18 protein-coding genes and 1 pseudogene are annotated in these 23,581 nt (G+C 63.0%); 16 read left to right on the top strand and 3 right to left on the bottom strand.

Annotated features, from left to right (window positions below; all coding sequences use genetic code 11):
* The first annotated feature begins 17 nt into the window (after nucleotides 1-17).
* The 11 genes from tssA (at nucleotide 18) to ACK4OE_RS03255 (ending at nucleotide 15,868) form a co-directional block, all read left to right on the top strand.
* Entirely contained in the window at nucleotides 18-1,016 is a 999-nt protein-coding gene (gene tssA, locus ACK4OE_RS03205) for a type VI secretion system protein TssA (protein ID WP_409882943.1), read from the top strand.
* Between the two features lie 306 nt (nucleotides 1,017-1,322).
* Nucleotides 1,323-1,871 carry a type VI secretion system contractile sheath small subunit gene (gene tssB, locus ACK4OE_RS03210; protein WP_409882944.1) on the top strand — a complete coding sequence of 183 codons (549 nt, stop codon included), beginning with the start codon at nucleotides 1,323-1,325 and terminating at the stop codon, nucleotides 1,869-1,871.
* 70 nt (nucleotides 1,872-1,941) lie between these two features.
* Nucleotides 1,942-3,396 carry a type VI secretion system contractile sheath large subunit gene (tssC, locus tag ACK4OE_RS03215; RefSeq protein ID WP_409883052.1) on the top strand — a complete coding sequence of 485 codons (1,455 nt, stop codon included), beginning with the start codon at nucleotides 1,942-1,944 and terminating at the stop codon, nucleotides 3,394-3,396.
* 247 nt (nucleotides 3,397-3,643) lie between these two features.
* Complete coding sequence (locus tag ACK4OE_RS03220; protein WP_409882946.1) at nucleotides 3,644-4,498, top strand: type VI secretion system accessory protein TagJ; 855 nt, start codon at nucleotides 3,644-3,646, stop codon at nucleotides 4,496-4,498.
* 11 nt (nucleotides 4,499-4,509) lie between these two features.
* A complete protein-coding gene (gene tssE / locus ACK4OE_RS03225; protein ID WP_409882947.1) occupies nucleotides 4,510-5,034 on the top strand; it encodes a type VI secretion system baseplate subunit TssE in 525 nt (174 codons plus the stop codon).
* Nucleotides 5,035-5,050: 16 nt separating this feature from the next.
* Nucleotides 5,051-6,925 carry a type VI secretion system baseplate subunit TssF gene (gene tssF, locus ACK4OE_RS03230; RefSeq protein ID WP_409882949.1) on the top strand — a complete coding sequence of 625 codons (1,875 nt, stop codon included), beginning with the start codon at nucleotides 5,051-5,053 and terminating at the stop codon, nucleotides 6,923-6,925.
* Complete coding sequence (tssG, locus tag ACK4OE_RS03235) at nucleotides 6,922-8,007, top strand: type VI secretion system baseplate subunit TssG (RefSeq protein WP_409882950.1); 1,086 nt, start codon at nucleotides 6,922-6,924, stop codon at nucleotides 8,005-8,007. Before tssF ends, tssG begins: the two co-directional genes overlap by 4 nt.
* 56 nt (nucleotides 8,008-8,063) lie before the next feature.
* A complete protein-coding gene (gene tssH, locus ACK4OE_RS03240; protein ID WP_409882951.1) occupies nucleotides 8,064-10,781 on the top strand; it encodes a type VI secretion system ATPase TssH in 2,718 nt (905 codons plus the stop codon).
* A gap of 187 nt (nucleotides 10,782-10,968) precedes the next feature.
* Entirely contained in the window at nucleotides 10,969-13,134 is a 2,166-nt protein-coding gene (locus ACK4OE_RS03245) for a S41 family peptidase (protein ID WP_409882953.1), read from the top strand.
* 98 nt (nucleotides 13,135-13,232) lie between these two features.
* Nucleotides 13,233-14,714, top strand: coding sequence for an AMP nucleosidase (locus ACK4OE_RS03250; protein ID WP_409882954.1), 1,482 nt, complete (start codon nucleotides 13,233-13,235; stop codon nucleotides 14,712-14,714).
* Between the two features lie 17 nt (nucleotides 14,715-14,731).
* Nucleotides 14,732-15,868: a diguanylate cyclase domain-containing protein gene (locus ACK4OE_RS03255; protein WP_409882955.1), complete on the top strand. Its 1,137-nt coding sequence runs from the start codon at nucleotides 14,732-14,734 to the stop codon at nucleotides 15,866-15,868.
* Nucleotides 15,869-15,900: 32 nt separating this feature from the next.
* On the opposite strand, the gene ACK4OE_RS03260 is transcribed toward ACK4OE_RS03255, so the two are convergent.
* On the bottom strand, nucleotides 15,901-16,521 hold the full coding sequence (locus tag ACK4OE_RS03260) for an FMN-binding negative transcriptional regulator (RefSeq protein WP_409882958.1): 621 nt from the start codon (nucleotides 16,519-16,521) through the stop codon (nucleotides 15,901-15,903).
* Nucleotides 16,522-16,613: 92 nt separating this feature from the next.
* Nucleotides 16,614-17,408 (bottom strand): helix-turn-helix domain-containing protein, encoded by a 795-nt coding sequence (locus ACK4OE_RS03265; protein WP_409882960.1) that lies wholly within the window; start codon nucleotides 17,406-17,408, stop codon nucleotides 16,614-16,616.
* A 104-nt stretch (nucleotides 17,409-17,512) separates the two neighbouring features.
* On the opposite strand from ACK4OE_RS03265, the gene ACK4OE_RS03270 reads away from it, so the two are divergent.
* Nucleotides 17,513-18,448 (top strand): ATP-binding cassette domain-containing protein, encoded by a 936-nt coding sequence (locus tag ACK4OE_RS03270; RefSeq protein WP_409882961.1) that lies wholly within the window; start codon nucleotides 17,513-17,515, stop codon nucleotides 18,446-18,448.
* A gap of 119 nt (nucleotides 18,449-18,567) precedes the next feature.
* Here ACK4OE_RS03270 and purT read toward each other — a convergent pair whose 3' ends face one another.
* Entirely contained in the window at nucleotides 18,568-19,770 is a 1,203-nt protein-coding gene (purT, locus tag ACK4OE_RS03275) for a formate-dependent phosphoribosylglycinamide formyltransferase (RefSeq protein WP_409882963.1), read from the bottom strand.
* Between the two features lie 95 nt (nucleotides 19,771-19,865).
* Between purT and ACK4OE_RS03280 the strand changes: the two genes are divergently transcribed.
* The 4 genes and pseudogenes from ACK4OE_RS03280 to ACK4OE_RS03295 form a co-directional block, all read left to right on the top strand.
* Complete coding sequence (locus ACK4OE_RS03280; protein WP_409882965.1) at nucleotides 19,866-21,500, top strand: sigma-54 interaction domain-containing protein; 1,635 nt, start codon at nucleotides 19,866-19,868, stop codon at nucleotides 21,498-21,500.
* 232 nt (nucleotides 21,501-21,732) lie between these two features.
* Complete coding sequence (locus ACK4OE_RS03285) at nucleotides 21,733-22,644, top strand: sulfurtransferase (RefSeq protein WP_409882967.1); 912 nt, start codon at nucleotides 21,733-21,735, stop codon at nucleotides 22,642-22,644.
* Between the two features lie 84 nt (nucleotides 22,645-22,728).
* On the top strand, nucleotides 22,729-23,307 hold the full coding sequence (locus ACK4OE_RS03290) for an OsmC family protein (RefSeq protein ID WP_409882969.1): 579 nt from the start codon (nucleotides 22,729-22,731) through the stop codon (nucleotides 23,305-23,307).
* A gap of 45 nt (nucleotides 23,308-23,352) precedes the next feature.
* A pseudogene (locus tag ACK4OE_RS03295) lies at nucleotides 23,353-23,581 on the top strand (acyl-CoA dehydrogenase); the annotation flags it as partial.

The following is a 23,581-nucleotide window of genomic DNA, read 5'->3' on the forward strand; positions in this document are numbered from 1 at the left end:
CATACATCTCATATCCCATGACCGATATCGACGAGCTCCTTAGCGATGTTCCGTCAAGCCCGCCCTGCGGCCCGGAAATGACGTACGCCCCCGAGTTTCTCGCACTGGAACAAGCCGCACGAGGCAAGCTGGAGCAGCAATATGGCGACACGATCATCCCAGCAGAAGAACCCGACTGGCAGGCGGTTGAAAGCAGCGCGTTGCAGCTGCTCCGACAAAGCAAGGACATACGCATTGCGGGGCTGCTATGCAGATCCTGGACCAATACCGCAGGCTTCGTGGGCCTTGCCCGTGGACTCGGTCTCATGGCCGCCCTGCTAGACCAGCATTGGGATCACATTCATCCACTCGCCGAGGATGATGACTACTTCATGCGGATGAATGCGGTGTCCATCCTTAACGACGTTGCGGGCCTGCTGCGTGAACTCAGACAGACGGAATTTGTCAGGTCCACATTTGGCACGTTCACGGTTCGTGATGCTGAAGTGCTGGCACGCGGCCAGCGCGCCGAGTCGAATCCGCAACTGACTCTGGAGCAGCTTCGACTGAGCATTGAAGATGCATCCAAACGTGACACCCTTTCTTTGCTGGCTATACCGCAAGCCAAGACGTCACTTCAGCAAATCATGCAGATTTGCACCGAGAAGCTCCCCAGCCACCAGCATCCTGACCTGGGGAACATTCAGTCCTTGGTGGCGCTTCTGAGCGGTCTCTTGCCCAAAAGCGCAGTTGCAGTAGAAGTCTCAACCGCCGTCGAGCAGGACGCCGGTTCTTTGGCGGTTCAGAGCACGGTGAAGACGCTGGAGATCAAAACGCGGGACGATGCGATCAAACAACTGGTCAAGATCGCCGAGTTCCTGGAGTCGACCGAGCCTACCAACCCGGCGTCACTGCTCATCCGCCGATCCGCAAGATTGATGGGTATGGGTTTCATCGACATCTTGCGGGAATTGGCGCCACAGAGCCTTCAGCAGATTGAAGTGATAACCGGCACGCAGCCCGAATCGCCCCAATGAATCTACGAACTGTAACAGTCACTTCGCCAGGGACTCGGATACTGAACCACGCAAACCTGTAAGCCGATTCGCGAACAAAGTGCGCAAAAGTTTCGCCTGTAACTGGACGCACTGGCTGATGTTTCTAGCGCGCTCCACTTTCATCCCGTTGTGGTTTCGTGAAAGGCGTTCTGGGTATTGGCAACTGCGGATTCAAGCTGTGGTGAATTTGCACATTTTTGTAAGCATTTGAAGCAAGACGGCCTGTGTCGGAACAACTTCGCGGTCCGCCCAGGTTCTTAGATATCGACAACTTGAGAGGTAATCATGTCAATCACCAAAGTGGGCAAAAGCGGACAAAAATTCATCGCCCGAAACCGGGCGCCTCGCGTACAGATTGAGTACGACGTTGAAATCTATGGCTCCGAGAAGAAGGTGCACATCCCCTTTGTCATGGGCGTCATGGCGGACCTGTCAGGCAAGCCTCTGGAGAACTTGCCCGAAATAGCTGATCGAAAATTCCTGGACATCGACATCGACAATTTCGATGCGCGCATGAAATCGATCAAGCCACGCGCTTCCTTCCTTGTCCCCAACACCTTGACGGGCGAGGGCTACCTGAGCGTGGACCTGACGTTTGAAAGCATGGATGACTTCTCTCCCGCCGCAGTGGCGCGGAACATCGGTCCGCTGAACACACTTCTGGAGGCGCGCACCCAGCTTCACAACCTGCTGTCGTACATGGATGGCAAGCAGGGTGCCGAAGAACTGATCCGCAAGGTCCTCCAAGACCCGGCACTGCTCAAGTCTTTGGCCACCAGCGCCAAGCCCGCCATGGAGCCTGCTGAAGGCTCTGTTCAACACGACGCCGCCTGAGCCAGCCTAGCGAACGGAAACACCCATGAGCGCACTACCTATCACCGAATCTTCCGCGACTACCCAGTCTATGGAGGGGCACGACTTCGCGGCGTTGCTGAGCAAGGAATTCAAACCAAAAACAGACCAGGCCCGCGATGCCGTGGAGGCAGCGGTTCAGACCCTTGCGCAGCAGGCGCTGGCGTCTGTTGCGACGATCTCCAATGACGCCTACCAGACTGTTCAGGCCATCATTGCCGAGATTGATCGCAAGTTGTCAGAGCAGGTCAATCTGGTGATCCACCACACGGAGTTTCAGAAACTGGAAGGCGCCTGGCGCGGCCTGCAGCATCTGGTGACCAACACGGAAGTGGATGAGATGCTGAAGATCCGTGTGATGAACATTTCCAAAAAGGAACTGCATCGCAACATGCGCCGGTACAAAGGTGTCGGCTGGGATCAAAGCCCCATCTTCAAGAAAGTCTATGAAGAAGAATACGGCCAGTTTGGCGGCGAACCTTTCGGATGCCTGGTAGGCGACTACCACTTCGACCACAGCCCTCCAGACGTCGAGCTGCTGGGAGAAATGGCCAAAGTCGCTGCCGCTGCGCATTGCCCATTCATCTCGGGTGCATCGCCAGCACTCATGCAAATGGACTCCTGGCAAGAACTCGCAAACCCCCGCGACCTGACCAAGATCTTCACCAACACCGAATACGCGGCCTGGCGCAGCTTGCGAGAGTCCGATGACTCGAAGTACATCGGTCTGGCAATGCCCCGATTCTTGGCGCGCCTGCCGTATGGTGCCAAGACCAATCCCGTTGACGAGTTCGACTTTGAGGAAGAAACCGCGGGCGGCAACCATAGCAAGTACTGCTGGTCCAACTCGGCGTACGCGATGGCGGTAAACATCAACCGGTCGTTCAAATACTACGGTTGGTGCACATCGATCCGTGGGGTGGAGTCGGGCGGTGCGGTGGAGAATCTTCCCGCACACACTTTCCCCACCGACGACGGCGGCGTGGACATGAAGTGCCCCACCGAAATTGCCATCAGTGATCGGCGCGAAGCGGAGCTGGCCAAGAACGGATTCATGCCGCTGGTCCACCGAAAGAACTCTGATGTGGCCGCGTTCATCGGAGCCCAGTCACTCAACAAACCGGCTGAATACTACGACGCCGATGCCACGGCCAATGCCAACCTGTCCGCGCGCCTGCCCTACATGTTTGCCTGCTGCCGCTTCGCCCACTACTTGAAGTGCATCGTGCGCGACAAGATCGGCTCGTTCAAGGAGCGCAGCGATATGGAGCGCTGGCTCAATGACTGGATCATGAACTACGTTGATGGCGACCCATCGAACTCATCGCAAGAGACCAAGGCCCGCAAGCCACTGGCCGCAGCAGAGGTGGAAGTGAACGAAGTGGAAGGCAACCCCGGCTACTACACCTCCAAGTTCTTCCTGCGCCCGCACTATCAACTGGAAGGTCTGACGGTTTCGCTGCGACTGGTATCTAAGCTCCCTTCTGTGAAGGAAGCGGGAAACTGAGTCCACTCAGGGCCGTTGCGAAACAACAGTCGCATCAATAAACGCGACGGCCCCAAGCGTCCCTTCATCTCACCCAAACCATACAAACATACAAGCCAACTTTTGGCGAGGTGCGGGCGTCGCGTTTCCGTTGACACCGTTGTCTTGTCCGGATTCGGCCAGTTTGTGCATGTGACTGGGGGTTAGGCGTCGGCGCAGCCAACAACGTGCGCCTGCTTCCGTACGGACGGCGGACGGACTGGTCTGCGTGCAGTCGACCACCTCGCCAGCTATCAACCCGCTGCTGCGTACCCTCGGCAATCCAAAGAGTATTCAAGTGACTACGACATTCTTCGACTCAACCAACCCTTTGGATGTGCAGCTGAGCCGCATCAAAGAAGCCATTCGAGCAGAGCCGACAAAGGCCTCACTGCGCACCTTTTACTTTCAGCTGCTCGCAGTGATGGGAGATTGGGACAAAGCCCTCGCACAGCTGCAGGTGTGCGCGCAGCTGGACCCCAAGGCGTTGCCCATGGCTCAGGCATATCGCGAAGCAATGCGTTGCGAGCTTTTGCGAACTGAAGTGTTTGAGGGCCGGCGCACGCCCTTTGTAGTGGGCGAGCCGCCGCAGTGGTTGAGCTATATGGTGGATGCTTTGAAGGCGCAAGCAGAGGGTTCCCAGGAGGCCGCATTTGATCTGCGCACCCAGGCACTGGACATGGCGCCAGCGATCAGCGGATCGATCAATGGAGACCCATTCGAATGGCTGTGCGATTCGGACTCGCGCCTCGGGCCCATTTTGGAACTCTATTCAGCGGGCTGCTACTACTGGGTGCCGCTCTCGTCCATCAAAAGCATCACGTTGGAGAAACCCCAGGACCTCCGCGATGTTGTGTGGCAACCCGCCGAGCTGACGTTAGTAAATGAGGGCACCCTGCAAGGTGTAGTGCCCGTACGCTACCCCGCCCACGCGGGAGACGATGACGGCCTTCGCCTCGCACGCCGCACTGAATGGTCAGAGATAGGTGGCGATCATGTTGCGGGCAGAGGCCAGCGGGTACTGATCACAGATCAGGGCGATCACGCGATGCTTGATGTGCGCACGATCTCTTTCAACGCCTGACGCCTTCGCACATGCTTTCCAGGCGATTGAGCGGATTTGGCACCGAGAAGGACCGCCTGCAACCGGCGCTGTTGGATCGCTTGACGGACCACGAGCCCACCAAGCGTACCGAGCAAGCCGACGCGGTCTACGTCACCGAGTCCCGGCTGCGTGCAGCACTGTTGCGCGATCTGGGCTGGCTGCTGAATGCCAGTAACGCGTCGGGACACATCGATTTTGACGGCCTAGCGCATGCGGAACAGTCGACGTTGAACTACGGAATGACGCCGCTGGCAGGCAAGCTGCTATCCGACCTGGACTGGAAGGATGTAGAGGCCAACGTGAGCCGCGCCATTGTGGCCTTTGAGCCGCGCATCCTGCCGGAAACCCTGGCCGTCACGCTTTTGCCATCGTTCGATTCGCTGAACCACCACAACACCCTGCAGTTTGAGATTCGCTGCCAGTTCTGGTCCATGCCCTACCCGCTGGAGTTGCTGCTCAAGACCAGCCTCGACCTCGAAACGGGCCAGGTCTTGGTATCGGATCTGAGAAATTGACAGTGAGCGCACAACGATGAATCCCCGTCTGGTGGAGTACTACAACCGCGAGCTGGCCTACTTGCGAGAGTTGGGAGCCGAGTTCGCCTCTGCGTTTCCAAAAGTCGCAGGACGCCTTGCGCTGCGCGATCTCGAAGTCGCAGACCCCTATGTCGAGCGACTGCTGGAGGGCTTCAGCTTTCTGACTGCGCGGGTACAGATGAAGATGGACGCGGAGTTTCCGCGGTTGTCGCAGCGCATTCTGGAAATGGTGTGCCCGCACTACCTGGCGCCCACCCCGGCCATGGTGGTCGTTCAGATGTCCCCCAGCGAGATTGAAGGCAATGTCGCTGATGGCTTTTGCCTGCCTGCAGGCAGCATGCTGCGTTCTCGCAAGACAACTGACGATCAGACCTCCTGCGACTTTCGTACGGGCCACGATGTGACGCTATGGCCCATAGCACTCACACGCGCCGCCTTGGCCGGCCCGCCTCTGGACCTTCCCCTGGCCCGATTTCGCTTGCCCGCAGAGTCCGCCGCACATCTGAGACTGGAGCTTGAAACCCAGGGTGCCATGGAGTTCTCGCATCTGGCGATGGACAGGCTGGATCTGTACATTCATGCAACAGACGCCATTGCATCACACCTGCAGGAACTCCTGCACCAGTCGGTGCTGGGAATCGTAATCCACGACGTGAACGATCCATCCATCGTGTATGGACACCTGCCGGCCCAGGCGCTGCATGCAGAAGGATACGAGCAATCACAGGCGCTCCTTCCCTACTCCCACCGGGCGTTTCAAGGACATCGCCTTCTTCACGAGTATTTTGCGTTCCCCGCGCGTTTCCGCTTCTTTTCCATTCGGGGTCTTTCTTCGGCACTGCGGCAGATTCCTGCAAAGCGGGTGGCGATCACCCTGCTGTTGCGCAAGGCCGTACCAGCCCTGGAAGCAGTGGTCGACCATCACAAGTTCTTGCTGCACTGCACCCCGGCCATCAACCTGTTCGAGCGCATGGCAGATCGCATCCACGTGTCCTCCGACGTGAACGAATACCACGTGGTGATGGAGCGGACCCGCCCGCGCGACTTCGAGGTTTACAGCGTGCTGAGCGTGACTGGACACCAGGAGGGTCAAGTCAATGACCGGGAATTCGTACCGCTGTACGCGTCCGTCCATGGCATCAGGTCGGAAGATCAGGCCTACTTCGCGATGCGGCGCGAGCCCCGACTTTTTTCCGAGCACGCTGTGCGGTTTGGCCCCCGCACCCAGTACCTGGGAAGCGAGGTGTTTCTGTCACTGGTCGACCAGCGTGCAGCCCCCTTCTCCGACGACCTCAAACAGCTTTCCGTGCGCACCCTGTGCACCAACCGGGACCTGCCTCTGCTGATGCCAACCAACCGGGCAGAAGGCGACTTCACCACCATTGAGTCGGCACCCATTGGACACATCCGCACTATCACAGGCCCCTCGCGTCCTGTTGGCAGCGTGGCTGAAAATGAGATCACCTGGCGCCTGATATCGCACCTCACCCTGAACTACCTGGCGATGACCGACCTCTCGGATGAGGAAGGCGCGGCCACGTTGCGAGAAGTGATGAATCTCTACCTGGCACTGGGCAACCATGCGCTGGCAGGCCAGGTCGCAGGGCTCAAGGAGATGCGCATCCACCCCATTACCCGGCGCCTGACCCAGCACAGCCAGCTTGTCTACGGACGCGGGGTCGGCATTTCGCTCACAGTGGATGATGCTTCGTTTGCCGGCGTCAGCGCATGGCCATTGGTGTCTGTGCTGGAGCGCTTCTTCGCACGACATGTGGGGGTCAACAGCTTTACGGAGCTGTCCCTTCATTCACGCCAGCGCGGAAAAATTGCGCAGTGGGACGTGCGGCCTGGCCAGAGGCCCGGGGTATGAGAAAACCCGCGCCACCACCGTGCACTGAAGCCAGTGACCTGTGGCAGCGGCTACGCCGCAATCCCCACGCCTTTGACCTGTTCTTCACGTTGCGATGGCTCCAGGCGCGCAACTCGCATCTGCCACGCCTGGGCCGCGCAGCCCGCCCGAACGCAGAGCCCATCCGTCTGGGGCAAGACCCGTCTCTTGCCTTTGCGCCGGCCACCATCGCCGAGTTATTGCCTCCAGTGGCGGGCCAACCCGAACGCCTGACCGTGTGGAATTTCGGCCTGTACGGACCCAACGGGCCTCTGCCGACACACCTTACAGAGTATGTCCGGGAACGCCAGCGCCAGCATGACGACCCGGCGCTGGCGCGCTTCTCCGACATCTTTCACCACCGTCTGCTGCTGCTGTTTTTTCGCGCCTGGTCCGACGCCCAACCTACGGCTTCTCTGGACCGAGCTGGCGATGACATGTTTGGTCGGCACATGGCCAGCATTGTCGGCGTGGGGGAATCCACCGCACGCCAGCGCGATGCTGTTGCTGACCACGCCAAACTGCACATGGCCGGCCACCTCACGCGGGCCACACGCAACCCGGAAGGACTGCAACGGGCCATTGGCAGCTACTTTGGCGTCCGAGTCGGGCTGCAAGAATATTGCCTGCACCTCCTGGAGCTAGAGCCCGCGCAGCAAACGCGCCTCTCGCGCCATGCTTGCAACTCCCAACTGGGCGTAGATACCGTTGTGGGCTCGCGGGTGCCCGACGCCCAAAGCAAATTCCGACTACGGATAGGCCCCATGACGCTGGCGCAGTACGAGCGCTTCCTGCCTGGACAGCAGGACTTCAAGGCCTTGGTGGACTGGGTCCGCAACTACCTTGGAATCGAATACGCCTGGGACTTCGAGCTGGTTCTGCAGCGCGAGGAAGTTCCTCGCACCCAGCTGGGCGGCGGCACGCGCCTGGGCTGGACCAGCTGGATGCTAAGCGCTCCGGCCACCCACGACGCAGATGACTTCCGGCTCGACCCTGAGAGTTGGCTCCAGCAACGCGGCCACAAGCTACGCGGCCAGCCACAGCCGCGCAGCCCGTCGGCATAGGTCGCGCGCTGCCACCACACACACCTTTCACCCTCAACGCACTGCCCTTACTTCCCATGTCTGAGATCAGCCGACTCGCCCTGTTTGGAAAACTCAACCCCCTGCTCTTCAAGTCCCTGGAGGGCGCCACGGTGTTCTGCAAACTGCGGGGCAATCCGTATGTGGAGCTGGTGCACTGGCTGCATCAGTTGCTGCAGGAAAACGATTCCGATCTGCTCAGAATCCTTCGCCATTTCGAAGTGAACTCGGAGCAGCTGGCAGCAGACGTGCTGCGCAGCCTGGATCGGCTCCCTCGGGGCGCAACGTCCATCAGCGACTTTTCCGATCAAATCGAAATGTCGATTGAGCGCGGCTGGGTGTACGCCACGCTGATGTTCAATGAATCGCAGATTCGCAGTGCCTACTGGCTCTCCGGCATGCTGCGCACGCGCGCACTGACCAATGAACTGCGGTCTATCTCCAAAGAGCTAGAGAAAGTGAGCGAACCCGCTCTCAGCGATGCGTTTGCGAAATTGTTGCCAGCTTCTCCAGAGGCCACGCTACAGGCTGCCGATGGGTCGGGTCTGCAGGGTGCGCCGGGCGATGCCAGCGGTGCCACATCGCCCCTGGGTGCGGGCAAACAGGATGCCCTGCAGCGCTACACGGTAGACCTCACAGACCGTGCACGCAAAGGCGAGCTGGACCCCGTCACAGGGCGCGACGACGAAGTTCGCCAGATGATCGACATCCTGATGCGCAGACGGCAAAACAACCCCATCCTGGTGGGTGAAGCAGGTGTTGGCAAGACGGCAGTGGTGGAAGGCTTGGCGCTGCGCATCGCCTCAGATGACGTGCCTCCTCCACTTCGCGGCGTGCAATTGCGCGTGATGGATGTGGGCCTGCTCCAGGCCGGTGCCAGCATGAAGGGCGAGTTCGAAAACCGCCTGCGCTCGCTGCTGGATGAAGTGCAGGCAAGCACCACGCCCATCGTGCTGTTCATCGACGAAGTCCATACCTTGATCGGAGCCGGTGGGCAGGCAGGGACGGGCGATGCTGCCAACCTGCTCAAGCCAGCCCTTGCACGTGGCGTGTTGCGCACCATCGGCGCCACCACATGGGCTGAGTACAAAAAGTACATCGAAAAAGACCCGGCACTTACACGCCGGTTCCAACTGGTGCACATCCATGAACCTGACGAGCCCAAGGCCGTTCAAATGCTCCGTGGCGTGGCCACCAAGTTGGAGGGGCACCACAAGGTGCGCATTGCCGACGAGGCAGTTGCCGCTGCTGTCAGCCTGTCGCACCGGTACATCCCCTCGCGGCAACTGCCTGACAAGGCCGTGAGCCTGCTTGACACGGCCTGCTCCCGCGTAGCCATGGCATTGACGGCAACGCCAGCCCGGCTTGAAGCAGTGACTCGCCAGCAGGAGGCACTTCAGGTGGAGCTGGAGGTGGTGCAGCGCGAAGCGGCCCTGGGCATCACCCACACCAGCCGTCTTGAGGAGCTTGCAGCAACATTGCAGAGCCTTGAGCTGGAACACGCAGCCCTGTCCGAGCGCCTGGAACGTGAAAGCGACCTGGCCCAACGCATCGTCGCCGCCGAAGTGGCCTTGATGGCGGCCCACAAACCGCCATCACAGAGCGATGCGGGCGCAGCCGAGAGCACAGACGCTCCAATCACACAACCGCCATCAGCACCGGCAGAACCCCAGGTTTCTGCGTTGGAGTTGGATGCCTTGCGCAAGGAACTCTCTGCATTGCAGGGCGATGATCCACTGCTTCACCCCGTTGTCGATGCGGGCGTCGTCGCGGCCGTGGTCGCAGAGTGGACCGGAATCCCTGTGGGCCGCATGGTTCGGGACGAGGTGAAATCCGTCCTGGAGCTTACGCAGACGCTGGAAAAGCGGGTGATTGGCCAGCGCCACGGACTGGAGGCCATCACGCGCCGTATTCAAACTGCCCGCGCCCGACTGGACAATCCTGGAAAGCCCATCGGCGTCTTTCTGCTGGCGGGACCATCCGGGGTCGGCAAGACAGAGACGGCGCTGTCGCTGGCCGAAGCCCTGTATGGCGGTGAACAGAACCTCATCACCATCAACATGAGCGAGTTTCAAGAGGCCCACACGGTCTCCACCCTCAAAGGCGCGCCACCCGGCTACGTGGGATACGGAGAAGGCGGCGTGCTGACCGAGGCGGTGCGGCGCAGGCCCTACAGCGTGGTGCTGCTCGATGAGATCGAGAAGGCCCACTCCGACGTGCACGAGATGTTCTTTCAGGTGTTTGACAAAGGCTGGATGGAAGACGGTGAAGGCCGCTACATCGACTTCAAGAACACAGTGATCATCCTCACGTCCAATGTGGGGTCTGACCTGATCGCGGGCATGTGCAACGACCCCGAGCTGATTCCGGCGCCCGAGGCGTTGGCAAAGACCGTTCGGCAACCGCTGCTCGACAAGTTTCCTGCGGCGCTCCTGGGCCGCCTCGCGGTGGTGCCGTACTACCCCATCTCGGACGCCATGCTGGACCAGATCATCCGCCTGCAGATGCGCCGCATTCAGAAACGCATTGAGGACAACCACGGCGCGCAGTTCGCGTTCGACGACAGCGCGGTGCAGCTCATCCGCGAGCGCTGCAGCGAGGTCGAATCCGGCGCCCGCATGATCGACGGCATCTTGACCCAAAACCTCCTGCCGCGCATGGCGATGGAGTTTTTGCAGGCATCGGTCGATGCCAAGTCCATCGACACGATCGAAGTCAGCGCCGCTCACAACGACTTCGTGATCAGCTACACCTGAGAACGCCCTTTTCCACCCACCCACCATCGCCATCATGCCCATCCACAGCCCGATCAGCGATTTCCCCGCCACCCTCGCTTCAGTTGAAGTTGTTGCTGCAGCAGCGACCTCACCGCGCCGTTGGCCACGAGGCGCGCGCGCGCCGCTGCAACCTCGTTTCCGTCCGGTGCTCATCGCGCTCATTGGCATGGCAATGGTTGCGACCTTCACGCCGCTTCGCGCGTGGACCCTGGGGGACATCGGCAAGGCGGGCGAAGCGGTCAGCCGCGGTGAAAGCGTTCTGTCCACGGGGCAGCAGGTCATGTCCACGGGACGGCAGGCTGTAGATACCGGCAGACAGATGTGGAACAACCGGGGCTACGCGCCCACCCAGCCTCCCTCAGGCCCCGCCGTCATGGCGCGGGACGAAGGGGGGCCAAAACGCCTCATTGCCATGCTGGAGCGCAATGCGGGCGACTCGATCACCGTGAGCAACACGCTGGTCGGCTTGCTCGACCAGGGCGCGTACTTCGTGCAGCGGCAGCCTGCCCATGTCACGCCGGTGCAAGACCAGTTGCTGGCAACGCCGCGCGGGGACAGCTCTGCGGTGTCCATCGACCTGCCGACGACACCGCCCGGCACCCTGTTTGACCTGGGCACGGGCCGCACCCGCACAGGAGGTGCCGGCGTCAAGATCTTTGCACTGACAGTGCACTCCAACGTGCCGCGGCGCCCGGGCCGTCGGGGGCTTGATGCCATCGAGCAGCACGCCATGCTGACGTCCAGCTCGGTGCAGCTGGAGTGGCCATTGCAGCCCGACCTGGCGCTGGAGCCCGTGGGCGGCAAGTTGCTGGTGTGGGCCAGTGAAGCAGGCGTGGCGTTTCCAGCAGGATTCGGTGCAGACGGCCGCCTGTTCACATCCGACGACCCCATGGTGCGACTGCCCCGCGGCTACACCGTGGTCACACTCGACAGCCGCGGTTTCAGCTTCGACCGCAGCCGTGAAGTGGCGCTCGCACAGTACAACGTGCAATCGACCGCTGACATTGACCTGGCGCGTTTGGCCCCAGCAGATGCGTTCAAGGCTTTCACCAGCGTGATGCACGAGCGCTACCCCTTCCGTGGCGCCCAGCCCACCGACTGGAGTCGGTTGCAAACTGAACTGTCCGACAAGGTCCGGCAGGCCGGTGATCAGAAGGACCGACGGGCGATGGGGCAGGTTTACACGGAAATCGGTGCTCGTCTGCAGGACGGCCTGTTTCGCGTCGATCATCGGGAAGCTGGCTCACAGGCCGCTGCCATGGGAGGCCTGGATGTCGGCCTGACCGAACAATGGCAGCCGCGCGGCATCATGCCGCTGCCAGTGCCCGGTGTGTGGTGGCTCTCTGATGGCCGCGCGTTGGTCAGCAGCGTGACTGCCAACTCGCCCGCTGCGCTGGCAGGCTTGCGCCCCGGCGCAGAAATTGTCGAAATCAACGGTGAAAGCGTCTCGCGCTATGTCGGCCGGGCAGCGCGCTACTCCAACCGCCCCACAGAAGCGGGCCGTCGGCACGATGCGCTCAAAATGATCGCCTACGACCGGGACGCCATGACCCTCAAGGTGCGCCAGGACGGCAAGGACCAGACCCTGGATCTGCGCCAGCGAATGGCCGAGCAGCCACAGGCACCCGGCCGAGCACCCAACAACGAATCGCTCTCAGCCTTTCAGCTGCGCAGCCACTCGGGCAAGCAATACGGCTACATCGCCTTCAACTCCTTCTCGGATGGCGGGGGCAACCTGGAGATGTGGGAGCGCAGTCTGGCCACCGTCAACCAATCCCGGCTGCGCGGCCTGATCCTGGACCTGCGCGGCAACAACCACAGCACCTACCAGCTGGTGCCTCATTTTGCGGCGTCGTTTTTCTCGTATGACCGGCCGCTGCGCCTGCAGGCTTACGCACAGCGGCAGGTGGACGCGACAGCCAAGGTCTGGCGCTCCCGTGGCAGCCTGGGCATCCCGCCCCAGCTGCCTCTATACACCCAGGGGAGCGGCCAATACAGCGCCCCGCTGGTACTGCTGACGGGCCAGGAGTGCACAGGCCCCTGCGAAGTGTTCTCTGCCTGGCTGCAAAAGGCAGGACGCGCCCACATCGTTGCCACCGAACCCACGCCGGGCTCGGTCGGCCTGACCACCCGCGTGCTGTTGCCGGGAGAAGTGGTGGTGCACGCTCCCACCGTGGCAGAAATCGGAGCCAACGGCGACCACTATGTGCACGGCAAGGGGGTGGAACCCGATTTGCGAGTCCCGGTGGACGCAGGGTTCGTGCAGCGCATCATGGGCGGGGGTGACCCGGTACTGGATGCAGCCGTTCAGTGGCTGGACAGCAAGACTTGACACTCCGCCACTAACGGCCAAGGTCTGGGACCCCGCCACTGTCATCTATTTGTGTGGGCGTGGCGGGCGGGATGGGCGAGCCGAGAGAAAATAGCCCCATGCCCCTCATTCCAGACTTCATTGCCCCCACCCGCCACACCGATCCGGCCGAAGCGCTGGCACAGGTGCAGCGTATTTACCAGCAACAGATCGGCCATCTGCGCGAAACGATGCAGCGCTTTGTGGCGGGAGAGACGCCCGGATCAGCCGTGCGTGCGTTCTACCCCTTTATACGGGTGCACACCACCACGGTGGCGCGGGCCGACACCAAGCTGGCCTATGGGTTTGTGGAGGGGCCTGGCCGCTACGAAACCACCCTTACGCGGCCCGATCTGTTCGCCAACTACTATGCCGAGCAATTCCGCCTTCTGCGCGCCAGCCACAACGTAGAACTGGAAGTAGGCACCAGCACACACCCCATTCCCATCCATTTCTCCTTTGCCGAGCACGATCACATTGAAGGCACGCTGACCACCGAGCGCCGCATGCTGATGCGCGACGTGTTCGACCTGCCCGACCTGGCCGCCATGGACGATGGCATTGCCAACGGCACCTGGCAGGCCCGCCCCGGCGAGGCGCAGCCGCTGTCGCTTTTCACCGCGCCGCGTGTGGACTATTCGCTGCACCGCCTGCGCCACTACACCGGCACGGCGCCCGAGTGGTTCCAGAACTTCGTGCTATTCACGAATTACCAGTTCTACATCGACGAATTCGTGCGCCTTGGCCATGCCGAGATGGCCAAGCCCGACAGCGAATACATCGCCTTCATCGAGCCCGGCAATGTGGTCACCCGCCGCGTTGGATTGCCCTCCCAGCCAGGCGACGACCTGGGTGCCGCTCCGCCGCGCCTGCCGCAAATGCCCGCCTATCACCTGGTGCGCAAGGACGCGAGTGGCATCACCATGGTCAACATCGGCGTGGGCCCGGCCAACGCCAAGACCATTACCGACCACATCGCCGTGTTGCGCCCCCACGCCTGGATGATGCTGGGCCACTGCGCGGGCCTGCGCAACAGCCAGCAACTGGGCGACTATGTGCTGGCCCACGCCTACGTGCGCGAAGACCACGTACTGGACGAAGAACTGCCATTGTGGGTACCCATCCCGGCGCTGGCCGAAATCCAGATGGCCCTGCAACAGGCAGTGGCCGACGTGACAAAGATCGAGGATGCCGACCTCAAACGCATCATGCGCACCGGCACCGTGGCCAGCACTGACAACCGCAACTGGGAGCTGCTGCCCGACAACATGCCCCAGCGCCGCTTCAGCCAAAGCCGCGCCGTGGCCCTGGACATGGAAAGCGCCACCATCGCCGCCAACGGTTTCCGCTTTCGCGTCCCCTACGGCACCCTGCTGTGTGTGAGCGACAAGCCCCTGCACGGCGAGATCAAGCTGCCCGGCATGGCCAACCATTTCTACCGCGAGCGCGTGGACCAGCACCTGCGCATCGGCATGCGCGCCATCGAAATCCTGCGCACCGGCGGCGTCGATCGCCTGCACAGCCGCAAGTTGCGTAGTTTCGCCGAGGTGGCTTTCCAGTAATCCCTTCTGTCCACCCCATGACCCTGGACTTCGTCACGCTCATGACCGTCATGGCGGCGAACCTGTTCATGATTTCGGCGGTGCTGCCGCTGATCATGGGCCGGGATGTGAGCCGTGCCGCACGGTGCGTGCAGGCCAGCCTGCTGCTGCAAGCAGTGGGCTGGGCCGCCATCATCGCGTCGTCCACGCTGTGGGACCAGGCCTTGTCCACGGTTGCCATTGCGTGCCAGACGGCCGCGCAGTGGGCGCTGTACCGCGCGCTGGAAGAGTGGCTGGGGCCCCGTCCCCTGCGCCGCACCCTGCTGGTGCTGGTGGTGGCGGCACCGCTGGGCTATACCCTGGGTTTTGACCACTATGCCTGGCGCGTGGGCTGGGCCAACGGGCTGCTGGCCGCCACGCTGTGTGTGGTGGCACGTGCCACGCAGGCGCCCCTCATCCTTGCAGACAGCCGCTGGAGACACCTGTTGCTGGGCTGCCTGCTGAGTTCTGCGCTCTTTACGCTGGCCCGCGGTGTGCTGGGTGCGTTCACCGACCAGTACCCCAGTTTTCGCACTCCCCACCCAGTCAATCTGGCAGCGGCCGTGGTCACCAACGTGAGCCTGGTGCTGGGTACGGTCGCCGTGCTGGTCGCGTGGCGGTATGAAGCTGAGCAAAAGCTGCGCACACTGGCCATGACCGACGGGCTGACCGGCCTGCTCAACCGCCGTGGCTTCACCCACCAGGGCGAGAACCTGATGTCCCACGCCTGGCGTCACCGGCTGCCCATGACCGCCCTGATGCTAGACCTGGACCACTTCAAGCAGATCAACGACACCCTGGGCCATGAAGCGGGTGACCGCGCTTTGCAGTTGTTTGCCCGGTTGCTGGGCGAAACCCGCCGCACCGGCGACCTGATCGCGCGGCTGGGCGGCGAAGAATTCGGCGTGCTGCTGTTGCACAACACAGCACCCGCTGGCGAAGCATTTGACCGCCGCCTGCGCGCGCGGTTGCGCGAAACCAGCGCCGCAGAGCTGGGGTTCGAGCTGGACTTCAGCGCTGGCATGGCCACATTAAACCCGGGCGAAAACAAACTGTCCGCCCTCATGGCCCGCGCCGATGCTGCACTCTACGACGCAAAGGCTTCGGGCCGCGGGCGTTTGATGGCAGCTGGCTGACATCAACCCACCCAACCGGGTGGCCCCGGTCTTCAAGGGTTGATCATCGCCGCCACGTCGCGCGCAGCGCCTGCTTGTTCCAAAAGGAGGTGTTTGACCAGGCTGTGGCGATCCTCCGCAGTGCGTTGCTGCGACAGAAAGCGCTTTCCGCTCAAGTGATCGATGTCGATCTCAAATCCCACCAGCCGCCGGGCGGCATCTTCCACAAACGAGGGGGACGCATCTTGCAGCGACCAAGGCAGCGCGCGGTACTCCTCTTGCAGTCGGGTGAGCGCCTGCAGGTGCGCGTGCATCCATTCGATGTCGTCCGTGAAGCGGATGGCACCGCGGGCTTGCACCGCCGCGTAGTTCCAGCTGGGTGCAAGGCGCCCGCTGCGCTGGCCGTTCACGTACCAGCGTGGCGAAATGTAGGCGTTGGGGCTCTGAAATACCGCGAGTACCTGCGCTCCTTCATACACCGCCCGCAAGGTGTGCTCGCGCGCAATATGCCCCCGCAGTTGGCCATGAACGCCTTGTGCCACCCACTCCAGCGGCAGCAGGTTGGCATCCAGCCCGAGTTCCGTCATCGCCACCACGGTGGCGAGCGGGTACGTGCGCATCAGGCTGTGGCAGTCGCCAGAGCCGTCTGGCTGAAAAACAGGTTGTGTGTACATGTGTGGGTAAAAAAAGCGTTTGCGAAACCGTCGCAGTCTTGCCCATTTGCCGCGGCACGTCTTGAACGTTTCGGACAGTAGCAAACGCGCAGCTATGCCAGGCGGACCAGTGGCGCTGGCTCAGGCAAGGCCGGTGTGAACCCGCCGAACCGCCGGAACTCCCGGGTCATGTGGGCCTGATCTGCATAGCCTGCTGCGGCAGCCACGTCGCTCAGCGGAGCCACGCCTTTGGCCAGAAGCGCCATCGCACGCTGGAAGCGCAACACACCCGCCAGCGTGCGCAAGGGCAGGCCTACCACCGCCACCATATCGCGCCGCAGCGTGCGGGCCGAGGAGGGGGGCGCCCAAGCCGCCGCACCAGCATCATCTTGTGCACCGTGCTGCATGCGACCAAGCGCAAGAAGCGCCCGGCCGTGGGATGCGGCCATGCGCGCACGCGCACTCGACGCCAGCGCCGCGGCCACACAACGCAAGGCAGCTTCCACACCATGCAATGTGGTTTGCGCGAGGATTTCACCTGCCAATGCCCCCAGGCACCGCTCAACATCACCGCCCACCAACGTGCAATCGCGCAGCGCACTCGGCGTAATGCCGAGGCACGCCCCGCCCCAGCCGATATGAAAGCGCACACCAAGAATGACGGTGTGGGGGCGTAGCGCAACCATGGTGGGGACCTGCGCAGGTCCTGCAATCACCAAAAGCCGCGGCGTTGCAGTGCCTGCCCGCCCCAGCGCGCAATGCACCACCAGATCCATCCGCCCGTCCGGTAATACCAATTGCTGCCCTTCGGACTGCGCCCTGTAGCGCCAAATTGCCTCGATTTTTTCAGAGTCGAGTGTGCCCAGAGGCAGTTCGGCATACCCCGCATCAAGATGAATGGATTTCATGGCGCCAACAGGTTAGCACCGCAAAAAAACCAGCGCCCGTCTTGGGTGCGCCATGTAGTGCGGTCCTTGCCATTGGCGCTTCTGGTATCGCACACAATCAGCCCATGACCGCACTCTTTGAAGTCCTGAACCTGCGCAAAAGTTATGGCGAAACCACGGTGGTGGACGACGTGTCGTTCTCCATCGCCCCCGGCGAATGCCTGGGCGTCATCGGCCCCAACGGCGCTGGCAAAACCACCACCATCCGCATGTGCCTTGGCCTCGCTTCGCCCGATGGCGGTGCCGTGCACTTTTATCCACAAGCTGGAGGCACCCCGCTGCACATGCCACGCGATGCGCTGGCCATCAAGGCGCAGCTGGGCGTGGTCACACAGTTCGACACGCTGGACCCGGACTTCACCTGCGCCGAAAACCTGCACGTGTTTGGCCGCTATTTTGGCCTCAAGGGCAAGGTCATGGACGAGCGCGTACCCCAGTTGCTGGAGTTCGCCGCCCTCACCCCCAAGGCCAACGCCAAGCCTGGAGAACTGTCCGGCGGCATGAAGCGCCGGTTGTCGCTGGCGCGTGCCCTCGTCAACAACCCGCGCCTGCTGCTGCTGGACGAGCCCACCACGGGCCTGGACCCGCAAGCGCGCCACTTGATGTGGGAGCGGCTGCAAATGCTGCTGCAACAAGGCAAGTCGATTTTGCTGACCACCCACTTTATGGACGAGGCAGAGCGCCTGTGCTCGCGCCTGCTGGTGCTGGACCACGGCAAGAAGATCGCCGAAGGCAGGCCGCGCGAACTGATCGCCCAGCACCTGGAGCCCGATGTGGTGGAGGTGTTTGGCGTGGGCGCCAAGGCCTTGGCCGGAGACGCCGCACTGCGCGCCCTGGCCGCGCGGGTAGAGATCAGCGGGGAGACGGTGTTCTTCTACACGCAGAACGCCCAGCCGCTGCTGCAGGCGCTGGGCGCGCACGGCCATCTGCGCACGCTGCACCGGCCTGCGAATCTGGAAGACCTGTTCCTCAAGCTCACCGGGCGGCAGATCCGGGAGTGAGCGAGTGATGCGTTGGCACTGGGGGAGCGCCGCCCACCGCGCCCTCAATCACTCCTGATTCGATAGCTACTAGCGCTTATGGGATAAGCTCCAGAGGCCAATTTCACTTAAATTTTTCCTTACACCTTGCGTGGCTTGACCTTGCTGGCAGCCAGCTTGGCGCTGGTGCGCGCCGTCTCCACATCGGCCGCACGCGCCAGCGCCACGCCCATGCGGCGCTTGGTGAAGCTCTCGGGTTTGCCGAACAGGCGCAGGTCGGTGCCCGGCACGCGCAGTGCCTCCTCCACGCCGTCAAACACGATACCGACCGCATCCACGCCGCCGTAGATCACCGCGCTGGCGCCGGGGTTGCGCAGACTGGTGTCCACCGGCAGGCCCAGGATGGCACGGGCGTGCAGTTCGAACTCGCTCTGGTGCTGGGTGCACAGGGTGACCAGGCCGGTGTCGTGGGGGCGTGGGCTCACTTCGCTGAACCACACGTCTTGCCCCTTCACAAATAGCTCCACGCCAAACAATCCCTGGCCGCCGAGGTTATCGGTCACGGCCTTGGCAATCTGGCGCGACTTCTCAAGCGCGGCCGGGTGCATGGGGTGGGGCTGCCAGCTTTCCACGTAGTCGCCGCTGACCTGCACATGGCCTATGGGGTCGCAGAAATGGGTCTCGATCTGGCCATCGGCACCCACGGCGCGAACGGTTAGCTGGGTGATTTCGTAGTCAAAGTCGATGAAGCCCTCGACGATCACGCGGCCGTGGCTCACGCGGCCACCAGCCATGGCGTAGTCCCAGGCTTTTTTCACGTCGTCGGGGCCGTCGATCTTGCTCTGACCCTTGCCGGAGCTGCTCATCACCGGCTTGACGATGCAGGGGTAGCCGATGCCTGCATCAATGGCGGCCTGCAGCTCTTCCAGCGAATTGCAGAACTTGTAGGGGCTGGTGGGCAGGCCCAGGGTTTCGGCCGCCAACACGCGGATGCCTTCACGGTCCATGGTCAGGCGGGCGGCGCGGGCGGTGGGGATGACGCGCACGGTGCCAGCGGCTTCCAGCTCTTCGAGCATGGGGGTGGCGATGGCTTCGATCTCAGGCACCACCAGATGGGGCTTTTCGGCCTCGATCAGGGCCTTGAGCTGGGCGGGGTCGCTCATGGTGATGGTGCGCGCATGGTGGGCCACCTGCTGGCCGGGGGCGTTGTCGTAGCGGTCCACGGCGATGGTTTCCACGCCCAGGCGTTGCAGCGCGATCAGCACCTCCTTGCCCAGCTCTCCCGAGCCCAGGAGCATGACTTTGGTGGCATGGGGGGACAGGGGGGTTCCGAGGGTGGTCATGGTGGAGGGCTTTCAGGAAGGGTGACAAAGTCAGGGTGAGAAGGACGACGGCGACTTTAATGCACCCGGGCGCAGAACTTGCAAACGCTCCGGGCATGTCCCCACCGCCCCTGTCCTCCCCTTCCAGCACGGCCCGCTCGCACAGCCCCACCGACTGGCACGCCCAGGAGCTGCTGCTGATGCGCGAGGTGATGCGCCTCATTGGCCGCAGCCTGGCACCCGGCCTGGTGCTGCGCGAGATGCTGCACCTGATGAGCGAGCTGCTGGGCCTGAACCGGGGGCGCATCGTGCTCGTTGACGATGCTCCTGCCGCCGCTGGCGAACCGCGCACCGCCTCCATCCAGCACGCCTACGGCCTCACCCAGGCCGAGGCCCAGCGCGGCCGGTATGCCTGGGGCGAGGGCATCACGGGCCGCGTGCTGGCCACGGGGCAGCCTGCCATCGTGCAGGACATTGATGCCGAACCGCTGTTTCTGGCGCGCGCGGTGGAACGCAGCCAGCTGCCGCCCGAGACGGTGGCCTTCATCGCCCTGCCCATCGAGGTCAACAACGCGCCCATCGGTGTGCTGGCCTGCCACCGCATCCGCAGCCGCCAGCGCCACCTGAACGACGACCTGGCGGTGCTGCGCGTGCTGGCCACGCTGGTGGGGCAGCTGCTGCAGCTCGAAGCCCTGGTGGCCGAGCAGACGCGGCAGCTACAGGCGCGCAACGCCGTGCTGGCCAATGCGCTCAACACCAAAAGCGCGCGCTACGGGCTCATCGGTAGCTCGCCGCCGCTGCTGCAGGCCTTGAGCGAGCTGGAGCGCGTGTCGCAAACCCAGGCCACCGTGCTGCTGCTGGGCCAGTCAGGCACGGGCAAGGAATTGTTCGCACGCGCCGTGCACTTGGCCAGCGGGCGGCGCGACCGGCCTTTCATCAAGGTCAACTGCTCGGCCATCCCCGATGCGCTGTTCGAATCCGAACTGTTTGGCTACGAAAAAGGGGCGTTTACGGGCGCGAGCACGGCACGCGCGGGATGGTTTGAGCAGGCCGACAGCGGGACCATCTTTCTGGACGAGATCGGCGAGCTGCCGCTGGCCATGCAGTCCAAGCTGCTGCGCACGCTGCAAGAGGGTACGCTGGTGCGCCTGGGGGGGCAGCGCGAGGTGAAGGTGAACGTGCGCCTGGTGGCGGCCACCAACCGCGACCTGGCGCAGGAGGTGGAGGTCGGCCACTTCCGGCAAGACCTGTACTACCGCCTGAACGTGATCCCCATCCGCCTGCCCTCGCTGGCCGAGCGGCGCGAGGACATCCGCGCGCTGGCGCTGCACTTTGTGAGCCGCGCGAACCAGGCGCACCAGCGCAACGTCAACCTGTCGCCCGACGCGCTGGCGCGGCTGGAAGAACACCCCTGGCCCGGCAACATCCGCGAGCTGGGCAATGTGATCGAGCGGCTGGTGCTGCTGGCCAATGACACGCTGGTGACGCGGGCTGAGCTGGACCGGTTTCTGCCCGCTGCGGCTGTGGTGTTGCCGCCAGCAGCGGCGCCTGCTCCGCAGATCGCGTCAGGGCCTCCCGGGGCCGCCGCAGCGCCGCTGGTGCGCGACTACGCCCCGGCCCAGTCCCACAGCGTCCAGGTGCTGCAAACCGCGCTGGCCGCGCACCACGGCAGCCAGTCGCGCGCAGCGCAGAGCCTGGGGCTGACGCTGCGGCAATTCAGCTACCGGCTGCGCAAGGCAGGCTTGAAGTGACGCCACACACTGTGTCGACAATTTGTACACACAGTGTTCAGCGGCTGCGTTGACCATGCTGCTTTGCGATCAGAGCGCGGCAAAATACTATTAAATTGATAGCTATTAGCGCTTTATGGATAAGCGCTAGCGGCAAATTTTATTCAAATTTCTTTGCACCCACCCGCTCTGGCACACCTGTTGCGATAAGGAGGGCAGGCATCCCGCCCACCACCGCATCGAAAGGTTTCCCATGAGCACCGTGACCGCCTCTGCCTCCGACGCCGTTCTCATCTCACCCACCCAGTTGTTGGCCCTGCAAGCAGCAGAACCCGTGGTGCTGATCGACACCCGCGACGCTGACACCTATGCGCTAGGGCACATCCCCGGCGCGGTGAACCTGCGCGAGACCTTCACGTATCTCGCCACCTCCACGCCCCAGGGCCTGCAGGAGCTGAAAGACACCTTCGCCGCACACCTGGGCGCCATCGGCCTGTCGGGCGCCGAGACGGCCGTGTTCTACGAAGACGCGCTCAACAGCGGCTACGGCCAGTCGTGCCGGGGCTACTACCTGCTGACCTGGCTGGGCTACCCCAAGGTCAAGGTACTCAATGGCGGCTACTCGGCCTGGAAGGCGGCAGAGCTGCCCGTCTCCACCGAGGCCATGGCGCCTACGCCCGCCATCTTCCCGACCCAGCTGACCACCACCGACGTGATGCTGACCAAGGAAGACGTGATCGAGGCCCTGGGCACCGACACCGTGCTGCTGGACGTGCGCGATGTGGACGAGTGGATTGGCGACAGCTCCAGCCCCTATGGCAAGGACTTTGCGCCGCGCAAGGGCCGCCTGCCCGGCGCCAAGTGGCTGGAGTGGTACCGCTTCATGAAGCCATCTGCCCAAGGCCCGGTGTTCAAGTCGCCCGACGAAGTGCGCGCCGAATGCGCCACGGCGGGCATCAGCCCGGCGGACACGGTGTACCTGTATTGCTTCAAGGGCGCGCGCGCGTCCAACACCTTCCTGGCGCTCAAGCAGGCGGGCTTTGCCGATGTGCGCATGTACTTCGGCTCGTGGAACGAATGGTCGCGCGACGACAAGCTGCCGATTGAAAGCGGGCTGCCGCTGGTCAAGTTCCCCAAGAAGCCTGCGCTGGCGCTGGCGGCCTGAGCCACGCCCGAATCCCCGCAGCGGGTGTGGCCTGCTGCGGCCCCTGTTTCATTTTTACCTTCACTTTTTTCTCCAAGGAACACCATGTCCACCGATCTGCTGGAACCCTCTGCCCCCGTCACCACCGTGACCACCGTGCACACGCACCTACGCCCCATCGACCGCGACGGGCTGATGGCCTTTGCCGACAAGGGCCGCAACAACCCTGCGAGCCGGGGCACGAACAAGGTCCACACGGTGATGGAAGGGCAGTACCGCTCGCTGAGCACTGTGGGCAACCATGCCCCAGTGGTGGTGGACGAGCCCCTGCACCTGTTCGGGCAGGACACGGCACCCGCGCCCGGCGAGATCGTGCTGTCGGGCCTGGGCGGCTGTCTGGCGGTGGGCATCACGGCCGTGGCCACCTGGAAGCAGGTCAAGCTCAGCAAGATCGAGATCTTCATGGAAGGCGACATCGGCAACCCCGCCGCCTGGGGTGCGGGTGGGGCGCTGCAGAAGCTGCCTGCCGAAATGGGCTTTCAGGCAATCCGCGTGAAGGTGCTGGTGGAGGGCGATGCGCCGCGCGAGGTGCTGGATGAGATCGTGCAGCACGCCAACTTCTACTCGCCCGTGGCGAACAGCATGCGCAACCCCATTCCGTTTGAAATCAGCCTGGCGGACTAGCCAACCCGCCGCCATCGAGCCCACCCCGCGCCCCCAAGGAGCCCCATGAACCCCGCCGACCTCCCCCCCCAACTCCACCTGGACAGCGCCCTGCGGGGCGATGCGCTGCTGGCCGCCGTGCGCCAGATTGCGCAGGGCCCGCTGGCCGCGCAGGTGGAGGCGATTGACCGCACCGGCTACTACCCCTGCGCCGAGCTGCAGCAGCTGGCCGCCGTGGGCGCGATGAGCGCGCACCTGGACAGCACCGCCGGCCCGGCCGACTACGGCTTGGCCA

The sequence above is a fragment of the Acidovorax sp. genome, from assembly GCF_046314175.1.
In the GTDB taxonomy this organism is placed as follows: Bacteria; Pseudomonadota; Gammaproteobacteria; order Burkholderiales; family Burkholderiaceae_C; genus Acidovorax.

Excerpts from the sequence above, each read along its gene's own strand:
- ACK4OE_RS03270 (WP_409882961.1), top strand. The coding sequence starts at position 17,513 with ATGACCGCACTCTTTGAAGTCCTGAACCTGCGCAAAAGTTATGGCGAA.
- ACK4OE_RS03255 (WP_409882955.1), top strand. The coding sequence starts at position 14,732 with ATGACCCTGGACTTCGTCACGCTCATGACCGTCATGGCGGCGAACCTG.
- tssH (WP_409882951.1), top strand. The coding sequence starts at position 8,064 with ATGTCTGAGATCAGCCGACTCGCCCTGTTTGGAAAACTCAACCCCCTG.
- tssE (WP_409882947.1), top strand. The coding sequence starts at position 4,510 with ATGCTTTCCAGGCGATTGAGCGGATTTGGCACCGAGAAGGACCGCCTG.
- ACK4OE_RS03250 (WP_409882954.1), top strand. The coding sequence starts at position 13,233 with ATGCCCCTCATTCCAGACTTCATTGCCCCCACCCGCCACACCGATCCG.
- ACK4OE_RS03285 (WP_409882967.1), top strand. The coding sequence starts at position 21,733 with ATGAGCACCGTGACCGCCTCTGCCTCCGACGCCGTTCTCATCTCACCC.
- tssF (WP_409882949.1), top strand. The coding sequence starts at position 5,051 with ATGAATCCCCGTCTGGTGGAGTACTACAACCGCGAGCTGGCCTACTTG.
- tssC (WP_409883052.1), top strand. The coding sequence starts at position 1,942 with ATGGAGGGGCACGACTTCGCGGCGTTGCTGAGCAAGGAATTCAAACCA.
- tssG (WP_409882950.1), top strand. The coding sequence starts at position 6,922 with ATGAGAAAACCCGCGCCACCACCGTGCACTGAAGCCAGTGACCTGTGG.
- tssA (WP_409882943.1), top strand. The coding sequence starts at position 18 with ATGACCGATATCGACGAGCTCCTTAGCGATGTTCCGTCAAGCCCGCCC.
- ACK4OE_RS03280 (WP_409882965.1), top strand. The coding sequence starts at position 19,866 with ATGTCCCCACCGCCCCTGTCCTCCCCTTCCAGCACGGCCCGCTCGCAC.
- ACK4OE_RS03290 (WP_409882969.1), top strand. The coding sequence starts at position 22,729 with ATGTCCACCGATCTGCTGGAACCCTCTGCCCCCGTCACCACCGTGACC.
- tssB (WP_409882944.1), top strand. The coding sequence starts at position 1,323 with ATGTCAATCACCAAAGTGGGCAAAAGCGGACAAAAATTCATCGCCCGA.
- ACK4OE_RS03265 (WP_409882960.1), bottom strand. The coding sequence starts at position 17,408 with ATGAAATCCATTCATCTTGATGCGGGGTATGCCGAACTGCCTCTGGGC.
- ACK4OE_RS03245 (WP_409882953.1), top strand. The coding sequence starts at position 10,969 with ATGGCAATGGTTGCGACCTTCACGCCGCTTCGCGCGTGGACCCTGGGG.
- purT (WP_409882963.1), bottom strand. The coding sequence starts at position 19,770 with ATGACCACCCTCGGAACCCCCCTGTCCCCCCATGCCACCAAAGTCATG.
- ACK4OE_RS03260 (WP_409882958.1), bottom strand. The coding sequence starts at position 16,521 with ATGTACACACAACCTGTTTTTCAGCCAGACGGCTCTGGCGACTGCCAC.